This is a genomic window from Dactylosporangium sp. NPDC000521 (assembly GCF_042898305.1).
GTDB lineage: Bacteria > Actinomycetota > Actinomycetes > Mycobacteriales > Micromonosporaceae > Dactylosporangium.
In genome coordinates, this window is the sequence record NZ_JBIAYW010000008.1 from 45,791 (window position 1) to 67,934 (window position 22,144).

Genomic DNA, 22,144 nt, shown 5'->3' on the forward strand with positions numbered 1-22,144 from the left:
TCTCCGACTGTGGAAATTCCTGGTAAGGGTCTCGTCAAAGGGCTCGCCGTCACGCTCGGCACGCTGACCCAGCGCTCCCACACGCACCAGTACCCGGACGTCGAGCCCGACCTGCCGCCCCGCAGCCGCGGCGTCATCGCGCTCATCGAGGAGAACTGCACGGTCTGCATGCTGTGCGCCCGGGAGTGCCCCGACTGGTGCATCTACATCGACTCCCACAAGGAGGAGGTCGTCGTCCCGGGCGCGGCGCGGGCCCGGCAGCGCAACGTCCTCGACCGGTTCGCGATCGACTTCTCCCTCTGCATGTACTGCGGGATCTGCGTCGAGGTGTGCCCCTTCGACGCCCTGCACTGGACGCCGGAGTTCGAGTACGCCGAGCACGACATCCGGGACCTGCTGCACGAGAAGGAGCGCCTGGAGGAGTGGGTCGCGACCGTCCCCGCCCCGCCGGCCCACGACCACCGGGGCGAACCGGCCAAAGAGCAGACCGCCGCCGCAAAACGCTCAGGTCGCGGCGCTGTCTGACCGATCCTCGTGGTGAGCCGCGCCCTCGACGCGGCCACAGCGCGGAGGTGGCGGCATGTCCCGGCTGGGGATCTCGCAAAAATTGTTCATCGGCTTCCTGCTCGTCTCGGTGGTGACGGTGGTGGTCGGCGTCTACGGGATCACCCGGCTGCGGGTGCTCAACCAGCACACCGGCGAGGTGTACGCGACGGCCGGCGCGCCCGGGTACCACGCCCAGAGGATGCAGAACCACTGGACCGAGACGCAGCTGCTCATGTACGCGGCGGCCATCAGCCCGGCGGCGAACCTGGATCAGATCGTCACCGGGTACATCAAACCCGTCGACGCCGAGTTCGACGCCGCGTACGCCGGCTACCTCGCCAGCCGGCACACCGCCGAGGGCAAGCAGCTCGCCGACGAGCTGGCCAGGCAGATGGCCGCGGTCCGCAAGATCCGCGACGAGCAGCTGCTGCCGGCCGTCCGGCAGGGCAACATGCCCGCCGCCATGGGGGTGCTCTTCAATCCGGAGATGGGCGCGATCCTGGAGGCGCAGCAGAACACCGGCAGCAAGATCGCCGACATCGAGCAGGCGAACGCCAAGCACACCACCGACCAGGCCGCCGACACCTACAGCTCCGCCCGGACCAGCCTGATCGTCATGCTGGTGCTCGGCATCCTGCTGTCGATGCTCCTCGCGGGCTTCGTCGCCCGCTCGATCGTGCGCTCGGTGCGCCGTGCCAAGACCGTCCTGGACGAGGTCGCCACCGGTGACCTGACCGCCCGCATGGACGTGACCAGCGGCGACGAGGTCGGCCAGATGGGCCGGGCGCTGAACGAAAGCCTCGACCGCATCGCGGAGATGGTCCGCCTCGTCGGCACCTCCGCGACCTCCCTGGCCGGCTCGTCGAACCGCCTCACCGGCGTGGCCCGCACCATCGCCTCCGGCGTCGACGACGCCGCCGAGCAGGCCACCGCGGTCAGCGGCGCGGCCGGCGAGGTGTCCCGCAACGTGCAGACCGTCGCCGTCGGCACCGACGAGATGAACGAGAGCATCCGCGAGATCGCGCAGAACGCCACCGAGGCGGTCCGGGTCGCCAACGAGGCCATGGAGGCCGCCAACGAGACCACCCGCACCATGGCGAAGCTCGGCGAGTCCAGCGCCGAGATCGGCAACGTCATCAACGTCATCACCGGCATCGCGGCGCAGACCAACCTGCTCGCGCTGAACGCGACGATCGAGGCCGCCCGCGCCGGCGAGGCCGGCAAGGGCTTCGCCGTCGTCGCCAACGAGGTCAAGGATCTCGCTCAGGAGACCGCGAAGGCGACCGAGGACATCAGCCAGCGGATCTCCGCGATCCAGGCCGACGCGGCCAGCGCCGTGGCCGCGATCAGCCGCATCAGCGAGGTCATCGAGAGCGTCAACGGCTACCAGACGACGATCGCCTCGGCGGTCGAGGAGCAGACCGCGACGACGAACGAGATGGGGCGCAACGCGGCGAACGCCGCGAACGGCAGCACCGAGATCGCGGCCAGCATCGACCGGGTGGCGAAGGCGGCGCAGTCCACGAGCGTCGGCGTGCAGGAGACGGAGTCGGCGGCGGCGGAGCTGGCGGGCATGTCCGCGGACCTGAGCCGGGTGGTGTCGCGCTTCCGGGCGTAGCTTTTTGCTCCTCTTTGCCGCCCGCCAGTCGAAACCTGTCACACCCTGGTGGCAGGATGTCCGCCATGAGGGTGGCATCGAGATGACAGCGGCGGATGTGCTGCTCGCCGCGCTCGGCGCCGTAGCGCTGGGCGCGGGCCTGCTGGTCGTGACCACCCGCCACGTGGTCCGGGCCGGGCTGTGGCTCGTCGTCACGCTCGGCGCGGTGGCCGGGCTCTATCTCGTGCTGTCGGCCGAGCTGCTCGCCTGGGTGCAGGTGCTGCTCTATGTCGGTGCCGTCGTGGTCCTGCTGCTCTTCGCGGTCATGCTGACCCGCGCGCCGATCGGCGCCAGCGACGATCTCGACCGGGTCCGCTGGCCCGGCGCGCTCGTCGGCGCCGGTGCCGGCGCCGGGCTCGTGGTCCTGTTCGCCGACGCGTTCCACTGGAGCCGGGTCGGCCTGCCCGCGCCCGGCACCGCCGAGGCGATCGGCGGCGCGGTGTTCCGCACCTGGGTCCTGCCCTTCGAACTGGTGTCGGTGCTGCTGCTGGCGGCGCTGGTCGGCGCGATCGTGGTGTCGCGGCCCGACATCAGCGCCGGCTCCCGTCCCGACTCGCGGGGGCGCTGATGCATCCGGTCCTGCCGTTCACGATCGCGGCCCTGCTCTTCGCCATCGGCGTCTATGGCGTGATCGTCCGGCGCAATGCCGTGCTGCTGCTGATGGCGGTCGAGCTGCTGCTCAATGCGGTCAATCTGGTGCTCGTCACCGCCGACGCGACGATCCGGTCGGTCGTGCCGCACAGCGGCCAGGCCTTCACCCTGTTCATCATCGTGCTCGCCGCCGCCGAGATCGGCGTCGGGCTCGCGCTGATCCTCCAGCTGTATCGGCTGCGCCGGTCCGTCGACGTCGAGGACCTGCCGCTCACCGAGGCCACCGCACCCGGCTCGGAGGTGGCGCGGTGAAGGCGGACCTGCTCGGGCTCGCGCTGCCCGCCGTCCCGCTCGCCGCCGGGCTGCTCGGGCTGCTCCTGCGGCACCAGCGCCGCGGCGTCGCGGCCGCGCTCGGCGTCGGCGCCGCCGCGGTCGCCCTGGCCTGCGCCGTCGCCGTCGCCCTGCGGGGGCCGCGGCCGGCCGACGCAGGGGTCACCGTCGCGGAGTTCGGGCGGTTCTTCGTGCGGCTCGGCACCTGGCTCGACGGGCCGGCCGGGCTGGTCGCGGTCGCCGTCGGCGTCGTCGCGCTCTGCGTCCAGGTCTACTCGGTGGCCTACCTGCACGACGACGAGCGCTATGCGCCCTATGCGGCGCAGGTCAGCCTGTTCACCGGCGCGATGCTGCTGGTCGTCGTCTCCGGCGACCTGATCGCCCTGCTGGTCGGCTGGGAGGTGATGGGCATCTGCTCCTACCTGCTGATCGGCCACGACCGGCGGCTCCCCGAGGCGCCCCGCGCCGCGGTCAAGGCCTTCCTCGTCACCCGCGTCGGCGACGTCGGCTTCCTGCTCGGCATCGTGCTGCTCGGGCTGCAGGCCCACAGCTTCCGCATCGCCGACATCTTCGCGGCGGACCTGCCCGCCGGCACCCTCACCGCCGCGTGCGTCCTGCTCCTCGCGGGCGTCGCCGGCAAGAGCGCCCAGTTTCCGCTGCACACCTGGCTGCCCGACGCCATGGCCGGCCCGACCCCGATCTCCGCCCTGATCCACGCAGCGACGATGGTCGCCGCCGGCGTCTATGTCGTCGCCCGGCTCCATCCGCTGTTCGAGCGCTCGGCCGCGGCCGTCACCGTCCTCGCCGTCATGGCGTCGATCACGATGCTGCTCGGCGCCCTCGCCGCCCTCGGGCAGGACGACATCAAACGGGTCCTGGCCTGGTCGACGGTCAGCCAGCTGGGGTACATGACCGGCGCCCTCGCCGTCGGCGCCCCCGCCGCGGCCCTGTTCCACCTCCTCACGCACGCCGCCTTCAAGGCGCTGCTCTTCCTCGCGGCCGGCGCCGTCATCCACGCCGTCGGCACCAACCTCATGGCCGCCATGGGCGGGCTGCGCCCCCGCATGCCGGTGACCTTCTGGACCATGACCGCCGGCCTCGCCGCCCTCGCCGGCGTCCCGCCCCTCGCCGGCTTCTGGAGCAAGGACTCGATCATCGAGGCCGCCTGGCACGCCGCCCACGCCGAGACCGCCCCGTCCCCGCTGCCCGCGTGGGCGGCCTGGCTCGTCCTGGCCGCCGCCGCGCTCACCGTCCTGCTCACCGCGGCCTATGTGGTCCGCCTCTGGCGCCGCACGTTCCTCGGCGACGCCCGCACCGCCACCGCGCGCACCGCCCACGAGCCCCCGTGGGCGATGCGCGGCCCGCTCCTCGTCCTGGCGGTGCCGACGGTCCTGCTCGGCTTCGCCGGCCTGTCGGCCGCCTTCGCCACCCGCCTCGGCGGCCACGAGCCGATCGCCGAGATGGGCGCCTTCGCCCTGGTTCCGCTCGCCCTGCTGGCCGCGGGTGCCGCCCTCGCCTGGCGGCGCGACCCGGCCGCCGCCCTGCCCGACACCGCCGTCACCCGCCTGCTGGCCAACGCCTTCTACCTCGACACCGTCCAGGACGCCCTGGTCACCCGCCCCGTCACCGCCCTTGCCCGCCTCGCCCGCCGCACCGACGAGTCCGCCGTCGACGGCGCCGTCGACGCCACGGGCACCGCCGCCACGACCACCGGCGGCCTCCTCACCCGGGCACACGCCGCCGGCCTGCCCCGCGCCACCACCACCGTCCTGACCGGCGCCGCCCTGCTGACCGCCGTCATCGCCCTCGTCGTGGGGGTGTCCTGGTGACTTCCTCCTCGGCTTCGCCGCCCGTCCCGCGTCCGCCCGTCCCGCGTGGTCATGTCGCTGCCCAGCCGCTTGTCGGTGTGGCGGGTGTTGTGGGTTTTCCGCTTGGGGTCGTGTCTGGTTGTTCGTTGGGGTCGGGTTGGCTGGTGCCTGCGGGTCGGTCGTCCGGTCCGCGTCGTCATGTCGGGGTCGCGTCGCCTGCGCTCCGTCCAGCTGAGCGACCCTCTGCGGCTGTCACTGCGGGTCGCTCGGTCGGCGCCGGGGCTGATCGCTTCACGGCTTCGCGGCGTGATCGGCACCTGGTCCGGGCGGCGGCCTGCCGGTCCGCTGAGCCGCTCGTCGGTCGCCCAGCCGAGACGCTGACCGGTGTCGGCGCGCCGCGCGCCGCGTCGGTGTCCCGTGTGGTCCTCACCGGTGGCTGTGCTTCCCGACGTGGTCGCGGCGGCCGTCGTCACGGTGGCTTCGCATCGGTCGCACAGCCGGTCCCAGCACCGCCCGTGGGCCGCCCTGCCCGGTCGTTCGCTCAGCTCTCGATCGGGCCGCTCGCCCACGATCTCGTGGCGCCGCCAGCCGTGGCGCCGCCAGCCGTGGCGTCGCCGGGCGCGGTGACGTGCGGCGGTGCCGTCGCCGGTTCGCTTCCTGTCGCCGGTTCGCTGCCCGTCCGCGCCCACGCCGCTCGTCCGCGCCATCGTCCTTGCCGAAATCGCCACGCCGGCCCGCGGCAGGCGCGCGTCACCGGCCTTGCCGTTGTCGTCGCGGTGACGTGCGGCGGTGCCGTCGCCGGTTCGCCGCTCGCCCACGATCTCGTGGCCCCGCCAGCCGTGGCCCCGCCAGCCGTGGCGCCGCCAGCCGCGGCGCCGCCGGGCGCGGTGACGTGCGGCGGTGCCGTCGCCGGTTCGCTTCCTGTCGCCGGTTCGCTGCCCGTCCGCGCCCACGCCGCTCGTCCGCGCCATCGTCCTTGCCGAAATCGCCACGCCGGCCCGCGGCAGGCGCGTGCCGCGGGCCTTGCCGTTGTCGTCGCGGTGACGTGCGGCGGTGCCGTCGCCGGTTCGCCGCTCGTCCGCCCCCATGCCGCTCCTGCGCGCCGTCGTTCTTTCCGCGGTCGTCACGCCGGATCGCGGTGGGCGCGTGCCGCGGGCCTTGCCGTTGTCGTCGCACGTGTCGTGGGGGTGTCCTGGTGAGCGCCGATCAGGGTCTGCTCCTCGCGCTGCTGATCGTCCCGGCGATCGGGGCGATCTTCGCGGCGGGCATGCCGGCGAGGCTCGACCGGGCCGCCCGCATCGGTGGCGCCGCGTTCGCCGCCGCGAACTGCGGCGTCGTGCTCGCGTTCCTGCCCGGCGGGAAGCCGCCGTCGTCGGCGAGCGAGTTCCCGACGTTCGCGCCCATCAAGGCCAACCCCATCGCCCCGTGGGCCGAGCTCGACCTGCCGTGGGCGCCGGACCTGAGCCTCCGCTTCCATCTCGGCATCGACGGGATCTCGTATCCGCTCGTGGCGCTCACGGCCGGGCTGACGATGCTCTGCTGCGCGTACTGCCTCTGGCGGGTGCCCGACCCCGGCCGCGGGCGGCTCCTCGTGGCGCTGCTGCTGGTCCTCGAGGTCGGCATCATCGGTGTGTTCCTCGCCCTCGACCTGGTGCTGTTCTTCGTGTTCTTCGAGGTCGTCCTCCTGCCGATGTATGCGGTCATCGCCGTCTGGGGTGGCCCCGACCGTCGCCGCGCCGCGCGCAAGTTCGTGCTCTACACGCTGTTCGGCTCGGTGCTGCTGCTCGTCGGTGTCTTCACCGTCGTGTCGGCCGCCGGCACCGGCGACCTCGTCGCGCTGTCCGACCCGACGGGCACCCGGATGGGCAGCGGCGTGCAGCTGCTCGCGTTCGTGCTGCTCGCCGTGGCGTTCGCGGTCAAGAGCCCGCTCTGGCCGCTGCACACCTGGCTGCCCGCCGCGCACACCGAGGCGCCGACCGTCGGCTCGGTCATCCTCGCCGGCGTCCTGCTGAAGATGGGCACCTATGGCCTGCTCCGCGTCGCCGTCGGCGTCGCGCCCGAGGCCGCCGCCCGCAGCGCGCCGGTCCTCGGGATCCTCGCCACCGCCGCCATCATCGTCGGTGGCCTCGTCTGCCTCGCCCAGACAGAGCTCAAGCGCCTCATCGCGTACTCCTCCGTCGGCCACATGGGCTTCGTCCTCCTCGGCGTCGCCACCCTCACCACGACCGGCTTCCAGGCCGCCCTCATCGGCAACATCGCCCACGGCGTCGTCACCGGCCTGCTGTTCTTCGTGGCGGGCGGCATCAAGGACCGCACGCACACCGGCGACCTCGCCCAGCTCGGCGGGCTGCGGGAGAGCGCGCCGGCCCTCAGCGGCGTCCTCGCGTTCGCCGCCATCGCGTCCCTGGGACTGCCCGGCCTCGCCGGCTTCTGGGGCGAGGCGTTCGCGGTCGTCGCCGCCTTCGAGCGTGGCGGCCCGCTCTGGACCACCCTCGGCGTCGTCGCGGCCGCCGGCGCCGCCCTCGCCGCCGCCTACTTCCTGCGCCTGCTCCGCCGCGTCACCCACGGCGCCGCGACGCCACCGGTCACCGCACTCACCACGACCGCGACCGGCCGCCTCCGGCCGGGCGAGCTGGTCGCCTGGTCCCCGCTGATTGCCCTCACCCTCGCCATCGGCGTGGTCCCGATGGGCGTCCTGTCCTTCTCCGCCGGCGCCGCCGACGCCCTGGCAGGCGTGATCACCCGATGACGACGCCTTCCACGCACCGCGCCACCGCCCTGGCCGCCGCTCCTGGGACCGCCCGCCGGCCAGGCCCGTGGCCCGGCCACGCGTCCGGGTCGGTGCGGGGCTGTCCGTCCGGGCCGCGGGCCGGGCTCAGGTCCTGGTCGGCGGACCGTGAGCCAGTCAGGGAGGCCGGGCGATGAGGATCGACCAGATCGCGCTCCTGCCGACGTACGTCGCCGCGGCCACCGCGGTCCTCGCGCTGCTCGCCGACCTGGTCGCGCCGGGCCGGCGGGGTGCGGTCGTGGGGGCGACGGCGTTCGGGATGGTGGCGACCGCGGGCACCGCCATCGGGGTGGGGCTGGGGCTCGGTGACGCGGGACGGCGGACCGCGTTCTGCGTCGGACCCGACCAGTGCTCGCTGGTGGCGGACCCGGCCGCGGCGGCCGTCGGTGCCGCGTTCGCGATCCTGGCGCTCGGCGCGGTGGCGCTGTCGCTGCCGGTGCTGCGGACGGGTGAGGTGCCCGTCGGCGAATACTGCTTCCTGCTCGCCTGCTCGCTGACCGGCGCGGTGGTCCTCGGCGGCGCCCGCGACCTGATCACGCTGATCGTGGCGCTCGAGACGCTCACCCTGCCGCTGTACCTGCTGGTCGGCATCCGACGCGGCTCCGCCGCCGGGGCGTCGGCGGCGGTCACGTTCTTCGTGGTCAGCGTCGTGTCGACGGCGGTGGCGCTGCTCGGGGCCGGCCTCGTGTACACGGCGACCGGCGGCGTGCACCTCGCCGACATCGCCAGGGCGGACCTCGCCGTGCCCGAGCTGCGCCCGCTGCTGAAGGTCGGCATGGTGCTGCTGCTGGCGGGGCTGGCGTTCAAGGTCGCCGCCGTGCCCGCGCACGCCTGGGCGCCGGCCACGTACGACGGCGCCCCGCTGCCGGTCGCCGCGTACCTGTCGACCGCCTCGAAGCTCGGCGGGGTCGTCGCGCTGCTGCTCGTCGGTGTGCTCGCCGGCGGTCCGGTCCTCGCCACGTCGGGGCTGACGCTCGCGGTGCTCGCCGTGCTCAGCATGACGGTCGGCAACCTCGTGGCCCTCCGGCAGCGGCGCATGGTGCGACTGCTCGCCTGGTCGTCGGTCGCCCAGGCGGGCTACGTGCTGGCCCCGCTCGGCGCGCTCCTGGCGGCCCGCGGGCGCACCACCGAGGCGATCGCGCTCGCCGTCGCCGCGACCGTCGCGTACACCTTCTTCTACGTCATTCTCGAGTTCTCCGCGTTCGCCGCCGTCGTCGCGGTCCGGGGCAGCGGCGATGGTGGTGAGCTCACCGACTACCGGGGCCTCGCCCGCCGCTCGCCGTGGCTGACGGCGGTCCTGGTGATCGCGCTGACGGGCCTCGCGGGCCTGCCGCCGGGCCTGGCCGGACTGTTCGCCAAGGTCGCCGTGGTGCGGGCCCTGCTCGGCGGCGACGCGGCGTGGCTGGCGATCATCGTGGCGCTCAACGCGGTCATCGGCCTCGCGTACTACCTCCGGGTCGTCGCGACCCTGTTCGCGGCCGCGGAACCAGCGGCTGCGAAACCAGCTGCCACAGAACCAGTGGCCGTGGAACCAGCTGCCGTGGAACCAGCGGCCACGGCCGGTGCCACGCCCACAGCCGGCGCACCGGCCACCACCACAGCCCCGGCGGCGGCTACCGCGCCGGTCATGGCGCCGGCAACCGCACCGGCACCGGACACCGCACCGGCCATGACGCCGGCCGTGGCGCCGGTCGGGTGGCCGGTCGCCGTGGCGGTCGGGGTCGCCGCCGTGCTCGCGGTGCTGGTCGGACTGGCGCCGCAGGGGGTTCTCGAGCTGGCGGCGTTCTTCACGCCATGAGGGCCGGCTGAGGCCCGGCTGAGGCCCGGCTGAGGCTCGGACAAGACGTTCAGCCAGCTCACAGCCGCCGCGGGGAAGGGACGCGGCGGACCGTGGCGTTGTACGAGGTATGCAGCACAGGCATCTCAACGGTCTCAAGACTGCGGCCCTCCTGGGGCTGCTGACCTCGCTGATCCTGCTCGTCGGCTACTGGCTCGGTGGCAGCACCGGCCTGATCGTCGCCGTGATCGTGTCGCTCGGCATGAACGCGTTCAGCTACTTCTTCTCCGACAAGCTGTCCCTGCGCGCCATGCACGCCCAGCCTGTCACCGAGGCCGAGGCGCCCGAGCTCTACGCCATCGTGCGGGAGCTCGCGACGTCCGCCGGGCAGCCCATGCCCAGGCTGTACATCAGCCCGACGGCACAACCGAACGCCTTCGCCACCGGTCGCAGCCCGCGACACGCGGCCGTCGCCGTCACGCGGGGCATCCTCGGCATCCTCACCCCGCGCGAACTGCGCGGCGTGATCGGACACGAGCTGTCACACGTGTACAACCGCGACATCCTCATCTCGAGCGTCGCCGGCGCGCTCGGCGGCATGATCACGATGCTGGCGCAGCTGGCGATCTTCCTGCCGATCGGGGGCTCGTCGAACGACGACGACGGTCCGGGCATCGGCGGGCTGCTGCTGATGCTGATCCTCGGCCCGCTGGCCGCGACCGTGATCCAGCTCGCCATCAGCCGCAGCCGCGAATACCAGGCCGACGAGTCGGGCGCGAAGCTCACCACGGACCCGCTCGCCCTGGCCAGCGCCCTGCGCAAGATCCATCGCGGCACGCAGGCCCTGCCGCTGCCGGCCGACGGTCAGCTCGCCAGCCAGGCCCACCTGATGATCGACAACCCGCTGCGCGGCGGGGGCATCGCTTCGCTGTTCTCGACCCACCCGCCGATGGAGCAGCGGATCGCCAGGTTGGAGCAGATGGCGGGTGTCTCGTACCGCTGACGCAAAACCCTGAACGGTGACCGGAGCCTGCCGTTAGGATCGGCAGGCTCTTCACCCGTTACCGGCAGGAAATGAGGCAGTGCGTTGCGGCAGTACGCGGCGGTCTGGCGGCTCCCCGGCGCACCGGTCCTCCTGGTCGTCGGCGTGTTCGCCCGGCTCGGCATCGGCATGGTCTCGCTGTCGCTGTTGCTGCTCCTGCAGCAGACGACCGGCCGGTACGCCCAGGCCGCCGCCGCCTGCGCCGTCTACGCCCTCGCGAGCGCCGGGGCCAGCCCGATCGCCGGGCGGCTCGCCGACCGGGTCGGTCCCGGGCCGGTCCTGCTCGTCACCGGCATCGCCCACCCGCTCGCCCTCGCGGCGCTGATCGTGGTCGCGCTCCGGCATTCGCCAATGCCGCTCGTCGTCGGCACCGCGGTGCTGGCCGGCGCCACGTTCCCGCCGCTGACGGCCGCTGTACGGGGCACATGGAACGCGCTGACCGCTGACCTGCCGCACGTACGGGTGACGGCGCTCGCGGCCGAGACGGCGCTGTTCGAGATCGTCTTCGTGGCCGGGCCGATGCTCGTCGCGCTGTGCGTCGTGCTGTGGCAGCCCGCGGTCGCCCTCGGCGCCGCCGCCGGCGTCACGCTCCTCGGCACCCTAGTCGTCGCCCGGGGCCGGGCCATCCGGTCCTGGCGCCGCCACGCCGACCACACCAACGCCAAGGGCCTCGGCCCGCTGCGGGTCCCCGGCTTCGTGCCGCTGCTGGTGACCGCGTTCGGCCTCGGGTTCGCGTTCGGCGGTGTCGGGGTCGCGGTGCCGGCGTACGCCACCGCGTACGTCGAGCACGACCCGGAGGGCGTCGGGGGCGTGCTGCTCGGGGTGTGGGGCATCGGCAGCGCCGTGAGCGGCTTCTACTTCGGCACGCGCCCGCCGGGGCGCCTCGGCTGGCTGCTCGGCGGGGTCTCCGCCAGCATCCTGATCCTGGCCGCGATGCCCAGCGCGCTGGCGCTCGGCGTCGCCCTCGTGCTCGGCGGCGCGACCATCGCCCCGGCCCTCACCGTGCAGAACTCGCTCGTCGGGCAGATCATGCCCGGCTCGATGCTGAACGAGGCGTACACCTGGCTGGTGACCGTCTCGGTGGCGTCCAGCGCCGCCGGCGTCGCGACGATGGGACTCGTCGTCGACCGGCCCGGCGGCGTCGTCTGGGCGTTCCTGCTGGCGGGCACCGCCGTCGCGCTCGGTGCCCTGGTGGCGGCCAACCCGCGCGGCGCGATCGCGCGGGCCGCCACGCAGACGTCACTCACATGAGTGATGCCGGCAGCACGGCCATGTATGGTCCAGCCTCATGGCATTGCCGATCCACGCCGTGCTGGCAGACCCCGATCATCGGGAGAAGGCCGACACCGAGATCTGTGACACCGACAGCTTCGTGCTGATCCGCGCCGAGGAGACGGCGGAGCGCCCCGAGCGGCGCCCACCGGCCCGCCGGGACTGAGCCGTCACCGGTAGTTGGTGAACTGCAGCGCGATCCCGAAGTCCTCGCCCTTGAGCAGCGTGATGACCGCCTGCAGGTCGTCCTTCTTCTTGCCGGTCACGCGCAGCTGATCGCCCTGGATCTGCGCCTGGATACCCTTGGGCCCCTCGTCACGGATCTTCTTGGAGATCGCCTTCGCCTTCTCCGACTCGATCCCCTGCACGATTTTCGCGTCGATCTTGTACGTCTTGCCGGACGCACGCGGCTCGCCCGCGTCCAGCGACTTGAGCGAGATGTTGCGCTTGACCAGCTTCTCCTTGAAGACCTCGAGGGCCGCGACCACGCGCTCCTCGGTCTCCGCCTGGAGGCTGACCGTCTCCTCTCCGGCCCACTTGATCTCAGCGCCGGTGCCGCGGAAGTCGAACCGCTGCCCCAACTCCTTGTCGGCCTGGTTGAGCGCGTTGTCGACCTCCTGCCGGTCGACCTTGCTGACGATGTCGAACGAGGGTGCCGAAGCCATGGCAGCTGCTCCTGTGGTGCGGTCGTTTGGCGGTTACGGGCGTGCCGAGGGTACCCGTTTGCATTGCCCCCGGGGCGTACCGCTATTCTTGCTTCCGCCAGGCGGGTTGCCCGAGCGGCCAATGGGAGCGGACTGTAAATCCGTCGCGAAAGCTACAGAGGTTCGAATCCTCTACCCGCCACAGGCAGCGAAAAGCGCCCCCTACCAGGGAGAACCCGGTAGGGGGCGCTTTCGTCGTAGTCCAGCCATGTTCAGCCGTAGCCAGCCGTTCACGGCCGTGTGCGGAGAATACGCGGAGAAATTTCCGTGCAAGATCAGGCGGCGTTGTCCCTGCTCACGGCCTGTTCGTCACCGCTCATCGCCTCCTCGATGCGGCGCCGCGCGGAGGCGCCTTGCCCGACGATGCACTTCGCGTACACCCGCAGCAGCACGGCCACGCTGTGGCCCGCCCACTCCGCAACCTGCGTCGCGGGTACCCCCGCGTTCAGCCAGGTCGACACCGCCGCGTGCCGCAGGTCGTACGGCACCCGCGCCAGCGGCCCGCGATGCTCCGCAGGGGTGAGCGCGTACTTCCGTGCGTCATGCCACACTGCGAGGTAGGTGGAGTCACCGATCGTGCCGCCCCGAGGGCCGACGAACAGGCGCCCGTCCGGCGCGGTGCCGAACTCGTCCAGGTGCCACCGCAAGATCTCCACCAACTCGGGATGGGCCGGGACCGGCCGCGTGTCGGCGGCGGCCCGATGCTTGAGGCCGCGCCGCTCGCGTGACCGCCCGCTGTCCGTCCACGCCGTACCGGTGCGCGGCGAAGAGTTGCCCAGCAGCAGCTCACCCCACCCCTTGGTCGGCAGACTCGCGATGTTCTCCTCCCGGAAGTCCAGCGCCTCACTCGGACGCAGAGCCGCGTAGTACATGAGCGCGAACATCGCGACCAGGCGCTTCGCAACGTTGGGCTGCACGGCGACACCCATAAGCAGCGTGCGAGCGCGATATCGGTCGACCACCACCCGCCGGTCTACCGACTCGGCGGCCTTCGGCGCCTTCCACTTCACCCGGCCGATCGGGTTGTCCGCCAGGTACCCCAGCTCAACCGCGTACTCGAACGCGTTGAACAGGATGGCTCGCTTCCGCGCCACGGTCTTTGCTGCGGCAGGCTGACCGTCGATCTGCCGGGCGAGCGCGTCGAGCGCCTGGCGGACCAGCACCGGGCCGCGCGTTCGGTCCGCAAAGTCGGTGAGCGGCACCGTGTTGCGCTCCAGCCACCGCACCGTGCCGGCCAAATCGTCGGGCGGCTCGCCAGCCTGACGCCGTGGCGGCACCAGCGCCCACGCGTAGAGAGCGCGGCGGATCAGCGCCTTGTCCGGGCGCCCCCGGTCGCTGCCCAGCAGCGCGGGTGTCACCGTCGCCAGCGACTCGGCGATGCCGGTGCGCGACTTCGGGGCCGCGCCCGGCCACTTCATGTCGACGTACGCACAGACGTGCTCGTACCACGAGCGTTCCCGCGCTTCCCGAAGCATCGGCGCGGGCAGACCAGAGGTGATCTCGAATGCCGATCCGCGCTGCACGTGGTTCAGGAGCTTGGCGCGGAAGGCGTCGGCGAGCGCGTAACTGGCGAACGTCCGGTGATGCTCCTCGCCACCCACCATCCAGCGAGCCGAATAGGTGCTGCGCTTCTTCCCGGCGTTGGTGCGCAGCGCCCAGATTCGGACGCTGTGGGACCAACGCGCCTCGTTCTCCTCGTCGGCCTGGCTACTCACGCCGCCTCCTCAAGGCCGTCCAGCCACTTGTCCAGGTCGGCATGGCGCACCCTGACCTCGCCGTTGGGGAGTCGGACGCACCGGGGACCCTTCCCCGTGGCTCGCCAGTGGTAGAACGTCGACCGAGAGACGCGTAGCTCGGCGATGACCTCGGGAATCGTGAGGGACGGCTGGCGTTCCTGCCCGCGTGGCATGGGGGTCGTGCTCCTCTCGGTGCTGTGATGCGGGGCGTTCAGAGCGTCTGTGGCGTCCGGAAACCTCCGGGCCGGGCTATCCGACCATCGGCCGACCGGATGCCGCAGACGCCCGCTCAGCGCCCGCTGAAACGGTCGCTGAGCCGAGATCTCGCCGGTGCCGGTGTTCGGCATACCGGAAACCGTCTGTGGGGCGCTCAGGGGCGTCACAGGGCCGCACCTCCATCGGAGGGCAGTACCGGCAAGGTGTCCCCGAGGTGTCCCCGAGATGATGTTGCGTTTTCGCTGGTCACGGGCGGTCCGGGGACACCGGGGACACCGGGGACACCTTCGGCATGGGTGTCCCCGGCCGCTCCGGGGAGTCGGTACCGGCCGCCCGCGTCGGCGGCGACCTGACCGGCGCCGAGCATGCGTTGCAGGGTCTTCTTGACCAGGTCGGGTTTGATCCCGGTCTTCTCGGCGATGACCTTTGGAGAGCTTCCGGGGTTCCCACGCAGCCAGCGCACGATGGTGGCGCGGGTTTCACCCATGGCGTGGTCTCCGGCCGGTCCGTCGAGCATGGTCCACGCACCGGATGCGGGCTGAAATGCGAGGGCGTACTCGGCCTCATCGACGTCGCGGCCGGTCACGTGCAGCACCCCATCTGCCTCGCCTCGGGGGCGTTTGAGCACGAGCGTTGCGTCGGCCGCGCCCGCGATGCCGTTGGTGCCCGACACGGCCTCCAGGAAGTCCTCCGTCCCGGCTTTGCGGATGTGGTGGACCATCAGCACCGCGACGCCGTAGTGGTCGGCGACCTTCTTGATCCTGCTCACGGCCGTGTAGTCGGCGTCATAGGCCGACGCGCCCGGCGCGCTGGTGCCCCGGATCTTGGCGAAGACGTCAATGATGACCATGCGGGCGTTGCGGTTGCGGTCCAGCCAGTTGCCGATCGCCTCGTCCCCGCCCTGTGTCAGCGGTGGGCATGAGGTGGCGAGGGTCAGCGCAGCCGGGGCGGGCTGACCGGCGAGAACGGTCCCGATGCGGGACTGCAACCGGCGCGGGGTGTCCTCCAGGGCGAGGTACAGCACCGGGCCGCCCTCCACCGGGATGGAGTCGAACGCCCGGCCGCCGGACGCTACCGCCAGGCCGAGGGCGAGGGACAGCCACGACTTGCCGACCTTCGGCGGCCCGCACAGCAGCGACACGCCCTCGCAGAGGATGCCGGGGACCGCCCACCGGGGCGGCGGGAACTCCATCGCCATCAGGTCGGCAGCGGTCCACGCAGTCTTGAGCCGACCGGGCGCCCGCCCCGCGCCGAGGACGTCGGCGTCCTCGGCCTGGACCACGCGCAGGTGCGGGCCGTTGTCGTGCGGGTCGGCGGGAACGGTAGTCAGCATCGGTTCTCCCGGGGTGTCGTGTACGGCGTTCATGCGGCGACCGTCCGGGGGCGCTTCGCTCCGGCGCGCAGGCCGCTGGCGATGGTGCGGCCGATCTGTCCGGGCGGCGGGTCGAGGTGCAGCCCGCACGCCTCGGCGGCGGCGGTGAGCGCGTCGGTCACGTAGTCCGCGGGCAGCTCGCCCCCGGCGACGAGCTGCCCGAGGGCGACCGCCGCGCCGTACAGGGCACGGTTGCGCCCGCTGCTGGTCGCAGCCACCACGGCGCACTCCCGCTCGACCGCCGCGCGCAGGTAGCCGCCGCGCCGGTCGGCGGGCAACGCCACGACCACCGGCTTACGCGGCGGCGTCGGCGCGGGGGTGAGCCGTTCGGCGAGCCAGCCGGGCAGCAGCATCGGTGCCCGGTCGAGCGCGGTCGTGTACGGGCGGCCGTCCACGATGGAGCCTGCGGCCAGCACGTAGCCGCCGTGGGCGCGGGTGTCGATCAGCCAACCCAGGGCGCCGGGGTTGCCGCTGGCGGTGTTGCGCAACTGCGGCCCGTCCGTCGGGTGCTCGAAGTACAGGTGCGTTCCGCGCCGCCCGGTCGTCACGGTGTGCGTGTCGTCGGGGTACGGCTTGCCCGCTTCCGCGCAGAGGTCGCGGAACACCGCGCCGCCGTGGGCGTAGTGGCCGCAGCCTTCCGGCGGCTCCTGGCCGGGCTTCGGCACGTCCAGGTCGATCACGAGCAGCCCGGACGGGCCGCAGGCGATGCCGACGTTGTACGGCGCCGAGCTCCAACAGCGCTCGACCCGTTCGGGGTCGATGGTGGCGCGTTGCTCCCAGCCAAGATGCCCATCGGCGCACAGCCTGGAGCGCGGGCAGTCACGCACGCCGTGCAGTGCCGGCCATTTGGCGTTCACCGCGACGGGGAACACGTACCAGCCGCGCGCGATCGTCTCCATCGCGTTGCGCAGCAACGCTTTGCGGTCAGGGCGAAGCTCCACATCTGCTCCTTCAGAGGTCGAAGGGGTGGGCGGTTCGGGGAGTCCGGCGAGCGCCGCCGGGGTGTGCGCCGGGCAGCGCATGCCGGGCAGGTAGTGACCGACGCCATCGGTGGCGTCGCAGTGCCGCTGGTCGGCGCCGAACCAAAACCGGCACCGTGCGGTCGCGGTCATCAGGCGGCCCGCCGGACGGGGCGGACGCTGGCGCGGGTGGCGCGGTCGATGACGGCGCCCAGGTCGCGGGCGAGGCCGAGCAACTGCCAGCGGGCGACCGGCTCGGCGCTGGCGAGCGCCACGGTGAGGGTCACCTCGGCGTGCTCCCGGCCGTCGGCGGCGCGTACGCGGGTGAGCAGGGCGCGGCCGAGGCCGGGGACGTCGATGGTGAGCGGGTCGGCGCGGTGCTCGCCGAGGCCGCAGCGGTGACCGCGTGCGCACCAGTCGGTGTGTCGCCGGTCGACGGCGCTCACTTCGGCGCCTTCCGGTCGGTCCCGGCGGTGTACTCCGCGCGGACCCAGCGGTAGATGCGGCGGCCGACGCGGACGCGGATGCCGGAGCCGTTGCAGCGGCGGCAGGGGCGGCGCCGGTTGCCGTCGCGGCCGGTGCCGGTGCAGCGGCGGCAACGCCCCCACGGGGCGACAGCGCACTTGAGCGCGTACCACGCTGCGTAACCGGCGATGATCAGGCCGAACGGGCTAGCTAGCAGGTCGAGGACCATCACGAAGTGCCTCCACGGGCCGTTTTCGGGTGTGGGAGGCTGGCGCCGCTAGGGACTAGGGCGCTGGCCAGGGCAAAGATTTGGTGCTAGCGGGGGTGCTAGGTCTAGCAGCGATGGGTGCTAGACCTAGCAGCCGATCGGGGGTCGCTCAGGCGGCCTTTCCGCCGTTGCGCTTGTTGCGCTCCGTGATCGCCTTGAGGATGTCGGCGCGGTTGAGGCCGCGCCGGTTGCCGGGCTTGCCGGTCGCCGGGTCGGTGCCCCACACCTGTCCGGTGCTGACGCCGTGCGGCTTGAGCGCGGCGGTCAGCTCGTCGCGGGTGAGGCTGGCGTAGGCGTCGGGCCGCAGCGCGGCGAGCCGTTCGCACACCACCTCGGACCACTGCTTCGGCTCAGCCTCGGTGAGGACCACGGCCAGGTCGTCAAGCAGGGTGTCGCGGCGCACCGCCGTGGTGTCGACCGTCTCGCCCATCGCGTACCCGGTCAGCGTGCCGGCCGATTCCCGGGCGGCGCGGGCGCGGGTGGTGATGGCGTTCGCGGTCGGCCCGTCGATGTAGAACGTCCGCGCGATGGTCGGGTCGTCGCCTTCACCGGCGAGGTAGCCGATGCCCCGGTCGCGGCGGGAGAACATCGTCGCCTTGATCCCGGCCTTGTGCGTGCCGGTGCCGAGGACCATGTCGTTCTCCGTGTGGCCCATGACCTTCAGGCAGAACCGCAGCACCGCGTTGGCGGAGATGCCCGTGGGGAGGCTCTTGGCGTCCGGGCGCTGGGTGGCCAGGACGAGCGTGATCCCGGCGGCCGGGCCGCGCTTGACCAGGTCGGTGCAGATCTCCTCGAACTCCTCGCCGTACTTCGGGTGCTCAAACCACACCTGGCACTCGTCGGCGCCGATCACGATCGGGTGCAGCCCGAGCGCCTTACGGGACGCCAACTCGGGGGTGACCTTGTTCTCGGGGCAGATGTCGGCGGGGAGGTCGCGGATCACCTTCGTGCGGCGGCGCAGCTCGGCGCGGATCTCGCGCATGGCCACGATGGCGTACTCGATGTCCTCGTCGTCGTCCCCGGCCCGGTACCGGTGCGCGACCTTCGCCAGGGGCGACAGGTCGCCGGTGCCCTTGAGGTCGAACGCGAGGATCCACGCGCGGGGGTCGAGGCATGCGCCGAGCAGGATCAGCCGCAGCGCGAACGTCTTGCCCATGCGCGGAATGGAGCCGACGATCATCGACGCGAACATCAGCGTGAGTGTGACGAGCCGCCCACGCGGGTCGGTGCCGTACGGGAACGGCTTGAACAGGTCGACGGTGCCGGACTTGAGCAGCGGCCAGGGCTTCTGGGTGGCCTGCGACATGTCCTTGTCGGCGACGAACAGCACGAGCCGTCCGGGGTGCACCTGCGCGTTGGCCTCGGGCCAGACACAGCCGAGCGGCCGGGTCAGCGCCGACGCCAGTTCCTCGCGCTTCTCGACCACCTCGGACGCGGTGACGCCGCGCGGCAGCTCGACTTCGGCGCGCCATCCGGCGTTGTTCTCCCGCACGATCGGTGCGGGGAACCAGCGGCGGCCGTTGTCCCCGGCGCGGATCGCCCGGTCGATGCCGACGATGCGCAGGGTGGCCAGGGCGCGGATCACCTCATCGGAGGTGAGCAGCGGCACCGGGGCGCGGACCACGGCCGTGTCCAGCAGCGGCTTGTCCTTCGGGGTGCCGAGTAGCCCGAACACGATGACCAGCGCGGTGATCGTGAGGGCCTGCACCCACACGGCCGACGCGACGACGAACGCGACGCCGATCAGCGTCAGCACCGCCAGGGCGACGGACACGATGCCCCGCCACCGCACGCGGCGGTCACGCTGCCGGGACAGCTTCAGGTAGGCGTCATCGTCGTCGCGGTTCGCGGTGCTCTGCCGCAGCGGCTCGCCCTCGGCATCGGTGAGCCACCGCAGGTACGCCACCGCGCCGCGCCACCCGCCGACCGGCGCCCGCAGCGCCAGCCGCCCCGCGTACAGCGGGAGCCTGAGCAGGTGGTAGCCGGTCGTGTGCGCGGCCAGGCTCGCGAGCCATGTCGCGCTCGCGGCGGCCTCGGCGCGCGAGCGCATCCATGCCGGCACGACCGGCCGCCGCTCGCCCTCCTTCAGCCCGGCGAGGGTGAACCGCGGGCGCCGCTGCGCCTCGGGCGCGTCGACCAGCTCGGCGACGTCACCGCCGTCGGTGGCGTCGCCCAGGTCGTCATCGTCGTCGCGGTTGCGCCGCTCGCGGGCGGCGTCGAGGTCGACCACGTCGGCGACGTCGGCAACCTCGGACTCATACGCGGACCAGTCGAACCCGTTCGGGTGCTCGCGGTCCGGTTCGTTGCTCGTCATGCTGTAGATCTCCTGACTCCTGATGGAGGGATGGGGACCGGTGCGCGGCCGTGGTTCCTAGGCCGTTGGGCCGCGCACCGGGCGGAACGTGTCGGGGGCTGATCGGGGCTAGTTGGCCAGGGCGGCGAGGAACGCCAGCACGCCCTTGGCGACGACCGTGACCACGTGGGCCGAACCGGTCGGGTTGGTGATGACGAAGTACGCGGCGAGCAGCGCCAGAACGCCGCTCAGCGCCTTGTTCTTCAGCGAGCCGGGCATGACTGTCTCCTTCGGGGGTGGCTAGTCGAGGGGGCCGCAGGTGTGGTCACGCTGATGGAGGGACGGGGACCGGTGCGCGGCCGTGGTTCCTAGGCCGTTGGGCCGCGCACCGGGCGGGGCTACTTCTTCGGCCTGGCGGCCTGGCAGGGTGTGCCGTGGGGGTTGCGGGCGCCGCAGGTCGGGCAGCGCGGTGTGGTGTCGGCGGGCATGTCTCGTCTCCTGTCAGGCGGCGTGCAGGACCGGGGTGGACGCTGTCGACACGCTGTCGACAGCCTGTCGACGGTGCCGCTTCACGGTGGCCTCGCTCAGGCCCAGCCGCGCCGCGATCGTGGCGTCACTCGCCCGGGGGCTTCGGGCGACCGCCGAGGCGACCCGCGCGGCGGCGGACGGCTGGCGCTTGCTCGCCTTCGCCGGTGCCTTGACCGGTGCCGCCTTCGGCGCGGCCGGGGCCTCGATCGGCGCCGGGGCCGCAGCGTCGACCGTCACCGGCGGCGCCTCGTCGGCGGTCGGCACCGGCGGCGCGGCGGCGGCCGGGGCGGTGGTCGGCGTCGCGTTCGGGGCGGCGAGCCGGTCGGCGGTGAGGTCGGCCGCGATGAGCGCGGTCAGCCCGTCGTAGTCGGCGGCGTCGGCGAGCCGCGCGGCGACCTGGCCGAGGTCGTAGGTCGCGGTGGCGATGTCGGCCGTTGTCGGGTCGACCGCCGCGCGGATCTTGCGGTGCAGGACCTTGGCGATCGCGGCGTGCTGCCGCTCCCGGCGGATCTGCTCCCGCGCCGCATCGAGGGACGCGTACAGGCCGAGCGACGCGTCAGCCTTGGCGAGCGACTTCGCTCGCATCGTCAGCGCCGGGTGCCGCAGCCAGTGACCGACCAGCTCATACGCGGGGGTGGTCGGCGGGAGGTCGCCGGTCGCGCGGAGCCGGTCACGGCGCTGGTTCTCGGTGTGCATCAGCCACACCAGGTAACCCAGCGCGGACATGCCCGCGAAGAACCCGGCGAGCAGCTTGTCATCGTGTGCCGTCCAGTTGAACGCGACCGCCCCGGCCGCGATCGCGGCGGACAGCACCCGCGAGCCGGTCGCCCGCTCGCCGAGGCGGCGGCGCACGTCGGCGTTGGACAGCACCACGATCCCGCCCAGCTCCAGCGCGGCGACAGCGGGGATCGCGAACAACAGCGGCAGGTGCAGCGCCTCGTGCGCGCCCCACACCTGGCCGGTCAGGGCCACGAGCAGGACCACGGCGTAGAAGAGCTGCCGCATGCGCGACGTCTGCCGCACCGTGCGGGCCAGGTCGGCGTCAAAGTCGGTGGTCATCGGTACCCCTTCAGTAGTTGAGGACTCGGCCGGACACGGTGTGAGCGCTGAGCGCGACCGGGCCGGTCACGCGGATGGAGCCGGACACCGACTCGGCGCGCAGGTTGCACCGGTCGGTCGCGGCGACCGTGATCCCGCCGGAGATCGTCTTCACGGCGCCGTCGCCGATCAGGCGGTCGATCGTGATGCGGCCGGAGACGGTGGACAGGTCCGGCGCGCTCACCGCGTCGACGTGGACCGCGCCGGACACCGTCTCCACGACCGCGCGGAGCAGGGCACCGGACACGTCCACGGACGCGCTGACCGTCTCGGCGAGCAGCGAGCTACCCAGCGGGAGCCGCGCCACGATGTCCACCAGCGGGCCGACACCGCCGGTCACGACACCACCGACGACCGTGCCGCCGGACATGCCGCCGATCGACACCACGTCGCCGTAGACGACGCCGACGACGATGCCGGCGTTGTGCCCGACGACCTGGGTGACGCCGCCGAAGTGCTGCCGGACCGTGGTCGACTCCAGGTTCGGCACCCGCACCGCGAGGTGGTCGCCGTGGTCATCGATCGTGGCGCGCTCGACCGCGCGGGCGGCCGAGTCGTTGCCGTCCGGGCCGGTCAGGGTCACCTCGGCGTGCTCGCGGTCCTCCACGATCACGCGGACACTGCCGACGTTCACGCGAACGTCCAGCGTCACCGCGCCGAACTCCCGCGCGGTGTAGGTGCGGCTGGTCATCGC

Annotated in this window: 20 protein-coding genes, 1 tRNA gene and 1 pseudogene; 11 read left to right on the top strand and 11 right to left on the bottom strand. The window is 72.7% G+C overall.

Annotated elements, in window-relative coordinates; all coding sequences use genetic code 11:
• Nucleotides 1-9: 9 nt before the first annotated feature.
• The 10 genes and pseudogenes from ACFY3L_RS25715 to ACFY3L_RS25760 form a co-directional block, all read left to right on the top strand.
• Nucleotides 10-507, top strand: a pseudogene (locus ACFY3L_RS25715) (NuoI/complex I 23 kDa subunit family protein); the annotation flags it as partial.
• Nucleotides 508-580: 73 nt separating this feature from the next.
• Nucleotides 581-2,164, top strand: coding sequence for a methyl-accepting chemotaxis protein (locus ACFY3L_RS25720; protein ID WP_389328967.1), 1,584 nt, complete (start codon nucleotides 581-583; stop codon nucleotides 2,162-2,164).
• 82 nt (nucleotides 2,165-2,246) lie between these two features.
• The gene (locus ACFY3L_RS25725) at nucleotides 2,247-2,771 is read left to right on the top strand and encodes an NADH-quinone oxidoreductase subunit J (protein WP_389328970.1); all 525 of its coding nucleotides are present in this window, start codon (nucleotides 2,247-2,249) and stop codon (nucleotides 2,769-2,771) included.
• Complete coding sequence (nuoK, locus tag ACFY3L_RS25730) at nucleotides 2,771-3,106, top strand: NADH-quinone oxidoreductase subunit NuoK (RefSeq protein WP_389328973.1); 336 nt, start codon at nucleotides 2,771-2,773, stop codon at nucleotides 3,104-3,106. Before ACFY3L_RS25725 ends, nuoK begins: the two co-directional genes overlap by 1 nt.
• Nucleotides 3,103-4,953 carry an NADH-quinone oxidoreductase subunit L gene (locus ACFY3L_RS25735; RefSeq protein ID WP_389328976.1) on the top strand — a complete coding sequence of 617 codons (1,851 nt, stop codon included), beginning with the start codon at nucleotides 3,103-3,105 and terminating at the stop codon, nucleotides 4,951-4,953. Before nuoK ends, ACFY3L_RS25735 begins: the two co-directional genes overlap by 4 nt.
• Nucleotides 4,954-6,127: 1,174 nt before the next feature.
• Nucleotides 6,128-7,681 (top strand): NuoM family protein, encoded by a 1,554-nt coding sequence (locus tag ACFY3L_RS25740; RefSeq protein WP_389328979.1) that lies wholly within the window; start codon nucleotides 6,128-6,130, stop codon nucleotides 7,679-7,681.
• 172 nt (nucleotides 7,682-7,853) lie between these two features.
• Nucleotides 7,854-9,518: an NADH-quinone oxidoreductase subunit N gene (locus ACFY3L_RS25745; RefSeq protein ID WP_389328982.1), complete on the top strand. Its 1,665-nt coding sequence runs from the start codon at nucleotides 7,854-7,856 to the stop codon at nucleotides 9,516-9,518.
• A 109-nt stretch (nucleotides 9,519-9,627) separates the two neighbouring features.
• Nucleotides 9,628-10,500, top strand: coding sequence for a zinc metalloprotease HtpX (htpX, locus tag ACFY3L_RS25750; protein WP_389328984.1), 873 nt, complete (start codon nucleotides 9,628-9,630; stop codon nucleotides 10,498-10,500).
• Between the two features lie 84 nt (nucleotides 10,501-10,584).
• Nucleotides 10,585-11,790, top strand: a complete 1,206-nt coding sequence (locus ACFY3L_RS25755) for an MFS transporter (RefSeq protein WP_389328987.1) — start codon at nucleotides 10,585-10,587, stop codon at nucleotides 11,788-11,790.
• A 37-nt stretch (nucleotides 11,791-11,827) separates the two neighbouring features.
• Nucleotides 11,828-11,977 carry a hypothetical protein gene (locus tag ACFY3L_RS25760; RefSeq protein WP_389328990.1) on the top strand — a complete coding sequence of 50 codons (150 nt, stop codon included), beginning with the start codon at nucleotides 11,828-11,830 and terminating at the stop codon, nucleotides 11,975-11,977.
• 4 nt (nucleotides 11,978-11,981) lie between these two features.
• On the opposite strand, the gene ACFY3L_RS25765 is transcribed toward ACFY3L_RS25760, so the two are convergent.
• Nucleotides 11,982-12,476, bottom strand: coding sequence for a YajQ family cyclic di-GMP-binding protein (locus tag ACFY3L_RS25765; protein ID WP_344501855.1), 495 nt, complete (start codon nucleotides 12,474-12,476; stop codon nucleotides 11,982-11,984).
• A gap of 100 nt (nucleotides 12,477-12,576) precedes the next feature.
• Between ACFY3L_RS25765 and ACFY3L_RS25770 the strand changes: the two genes are divergently transcribed.
• A tRNA-Tyr gene (locus ACFY3L_RS25770) sits at nucleotides 12,577-12,657 on the top strand.
• Nucleotides 12,658-12,790: 133 nt separating this feature from the next.
• Here the strand turns inward: ACFY3L_RS25770 and ACFY3L_RS25775 are convergent.
• From ACFY3L_RS25775 to ACFY3L_RS25820, 10 genes are all read right to left on the bottom strand, one after another.
• Complete coding sequence (locus tag ACFY3L_RS25775; RefSeq protein WP_389328993.1) at nucleotides 12,791-14,230, bottom strand: tyrosine-type recombinase/integrase; 1,440 nt, start codon at nucleotides 14,228-14,230, stop codon at nucleotides 12,791-12,793.
• Nucleotides 14,227-14,424, bottom strand: coding sequence for a helix-turn-helix transcriptional regulator (locus ACFY3L_RS25780; protein WP_389328996.1), 198 nt, complete (start codon nucleotides 14,422-14,424; stop codon nucleotides 14,227-14,229). Before ACFY3L_RS25780 ends, ACFY3L_RS25775 begins: the two co-directional genes overlap by 4 nt.
• A gap of 206 nt (nucleotides 14,425-14,630) precedes the next feature.
• Complete coding sequence (locus ACFY3L_RS25785; protein WP_389328999.1) at nucleotides 14,631-15,800, bottom strand: AAA family ATPase; 1,170 nt, start codon at nucleotides 15,798-15,800, stop codon at nucleotides 14,631-14,633.
• 29 nt (nucleotides 15,801-15,829) lie between these two features.
• Nucleotides 15,830-16,780: a bifunctional DNA primase/polymerase gene (locus ACFY3L_RS25790; RefSeq protein WP_389329002.1), complete on the bottom strand. Its 951-nt coding sequence runs from the start codon at nucleotides 16,778-16,780 to the stop codon at nucleotides 15,830-15,832.
• A 170-nt stretch (nucleotides 16,781-16,950) separates the two neighbouring features.
• Nucleotides 16,951-17,244, bottom strand: a complete 294-nt coding sequence (locus tag ACFY3L_RS25795) for a hypothetical protein (protein WP_389329005.1) — start codon at nucleotides 17,242-17,244, stop codon at nucleotides 16,951-16,953.
• Nucleotides 17,241-17,492, bottom strand: coding sequence for a hypothetical protein (locus tag ACFY3L_RS25800; RefSeq protein ID WP_389330078.1), 252 nt, complete (start codon nucleotides 17,490-17,492; stop codon nucleotides 17,241-17,243). The genes ACFY3L_RS25795 and ACFY3L_RS25800 overlap by 4 nt, the downstream gene beginning before the upstream one ends.
• A 148-nt stretch (nucleotides 17,493-17,640) precedes the next feature.
• A complete protein-coding gene (locus tag ACFY3L_RS25805; RefSeq protein WP_389329008.1) occupies nucleotides 17,641-19,845 on the bottom strand; it encodes a cell division protein FtsK in 2,205 nt (734 codons plus the stop codon).
• A gap of 108 nt (nucleotides 19,846-19,953) precedes the next feature.
• Nucleotides 19,954-20,103 (bottom strand): hypothetical protein, encoded by a 150-nt coding sequence (locus ACFY3L_RS25810; protein ID WP_389329011.1) that lies wholly within the window; start codon nucleotides 20,101-20,103, stop codon nucleotides 19,954-19,956.
• 222 nt (nucleotides 20,104-20,325) lie between these two features.
• The gene (locus ACFY3L_RS25815; RefSeq protein WP_389329014.1) at nucleotides 20,326-21,411 is read right to left on the bottom strand and encodes a hypothetical protein; all 1,086 of its coding nucleotides are present in this window, start codon (nucleotides 21,409-21,411) and stop codon (nucleotides 20,326-20,328) included.
• A gap of 10 nt (nucleotides 21,412-21,421) precedes the next feature.
• Entirely contained in the window at nucleotides 21,422-22,141 is a 720-nt protein-coding gene (locus ACFY3L_RS25820) for a DUF4097 family beta strand repeat-containing protein (RefSeq protein ID WP_389329017.1), read from the bottom strand.
• Nucleotides 22,142-22,144 lie beyond the last annotated feature (3 nt).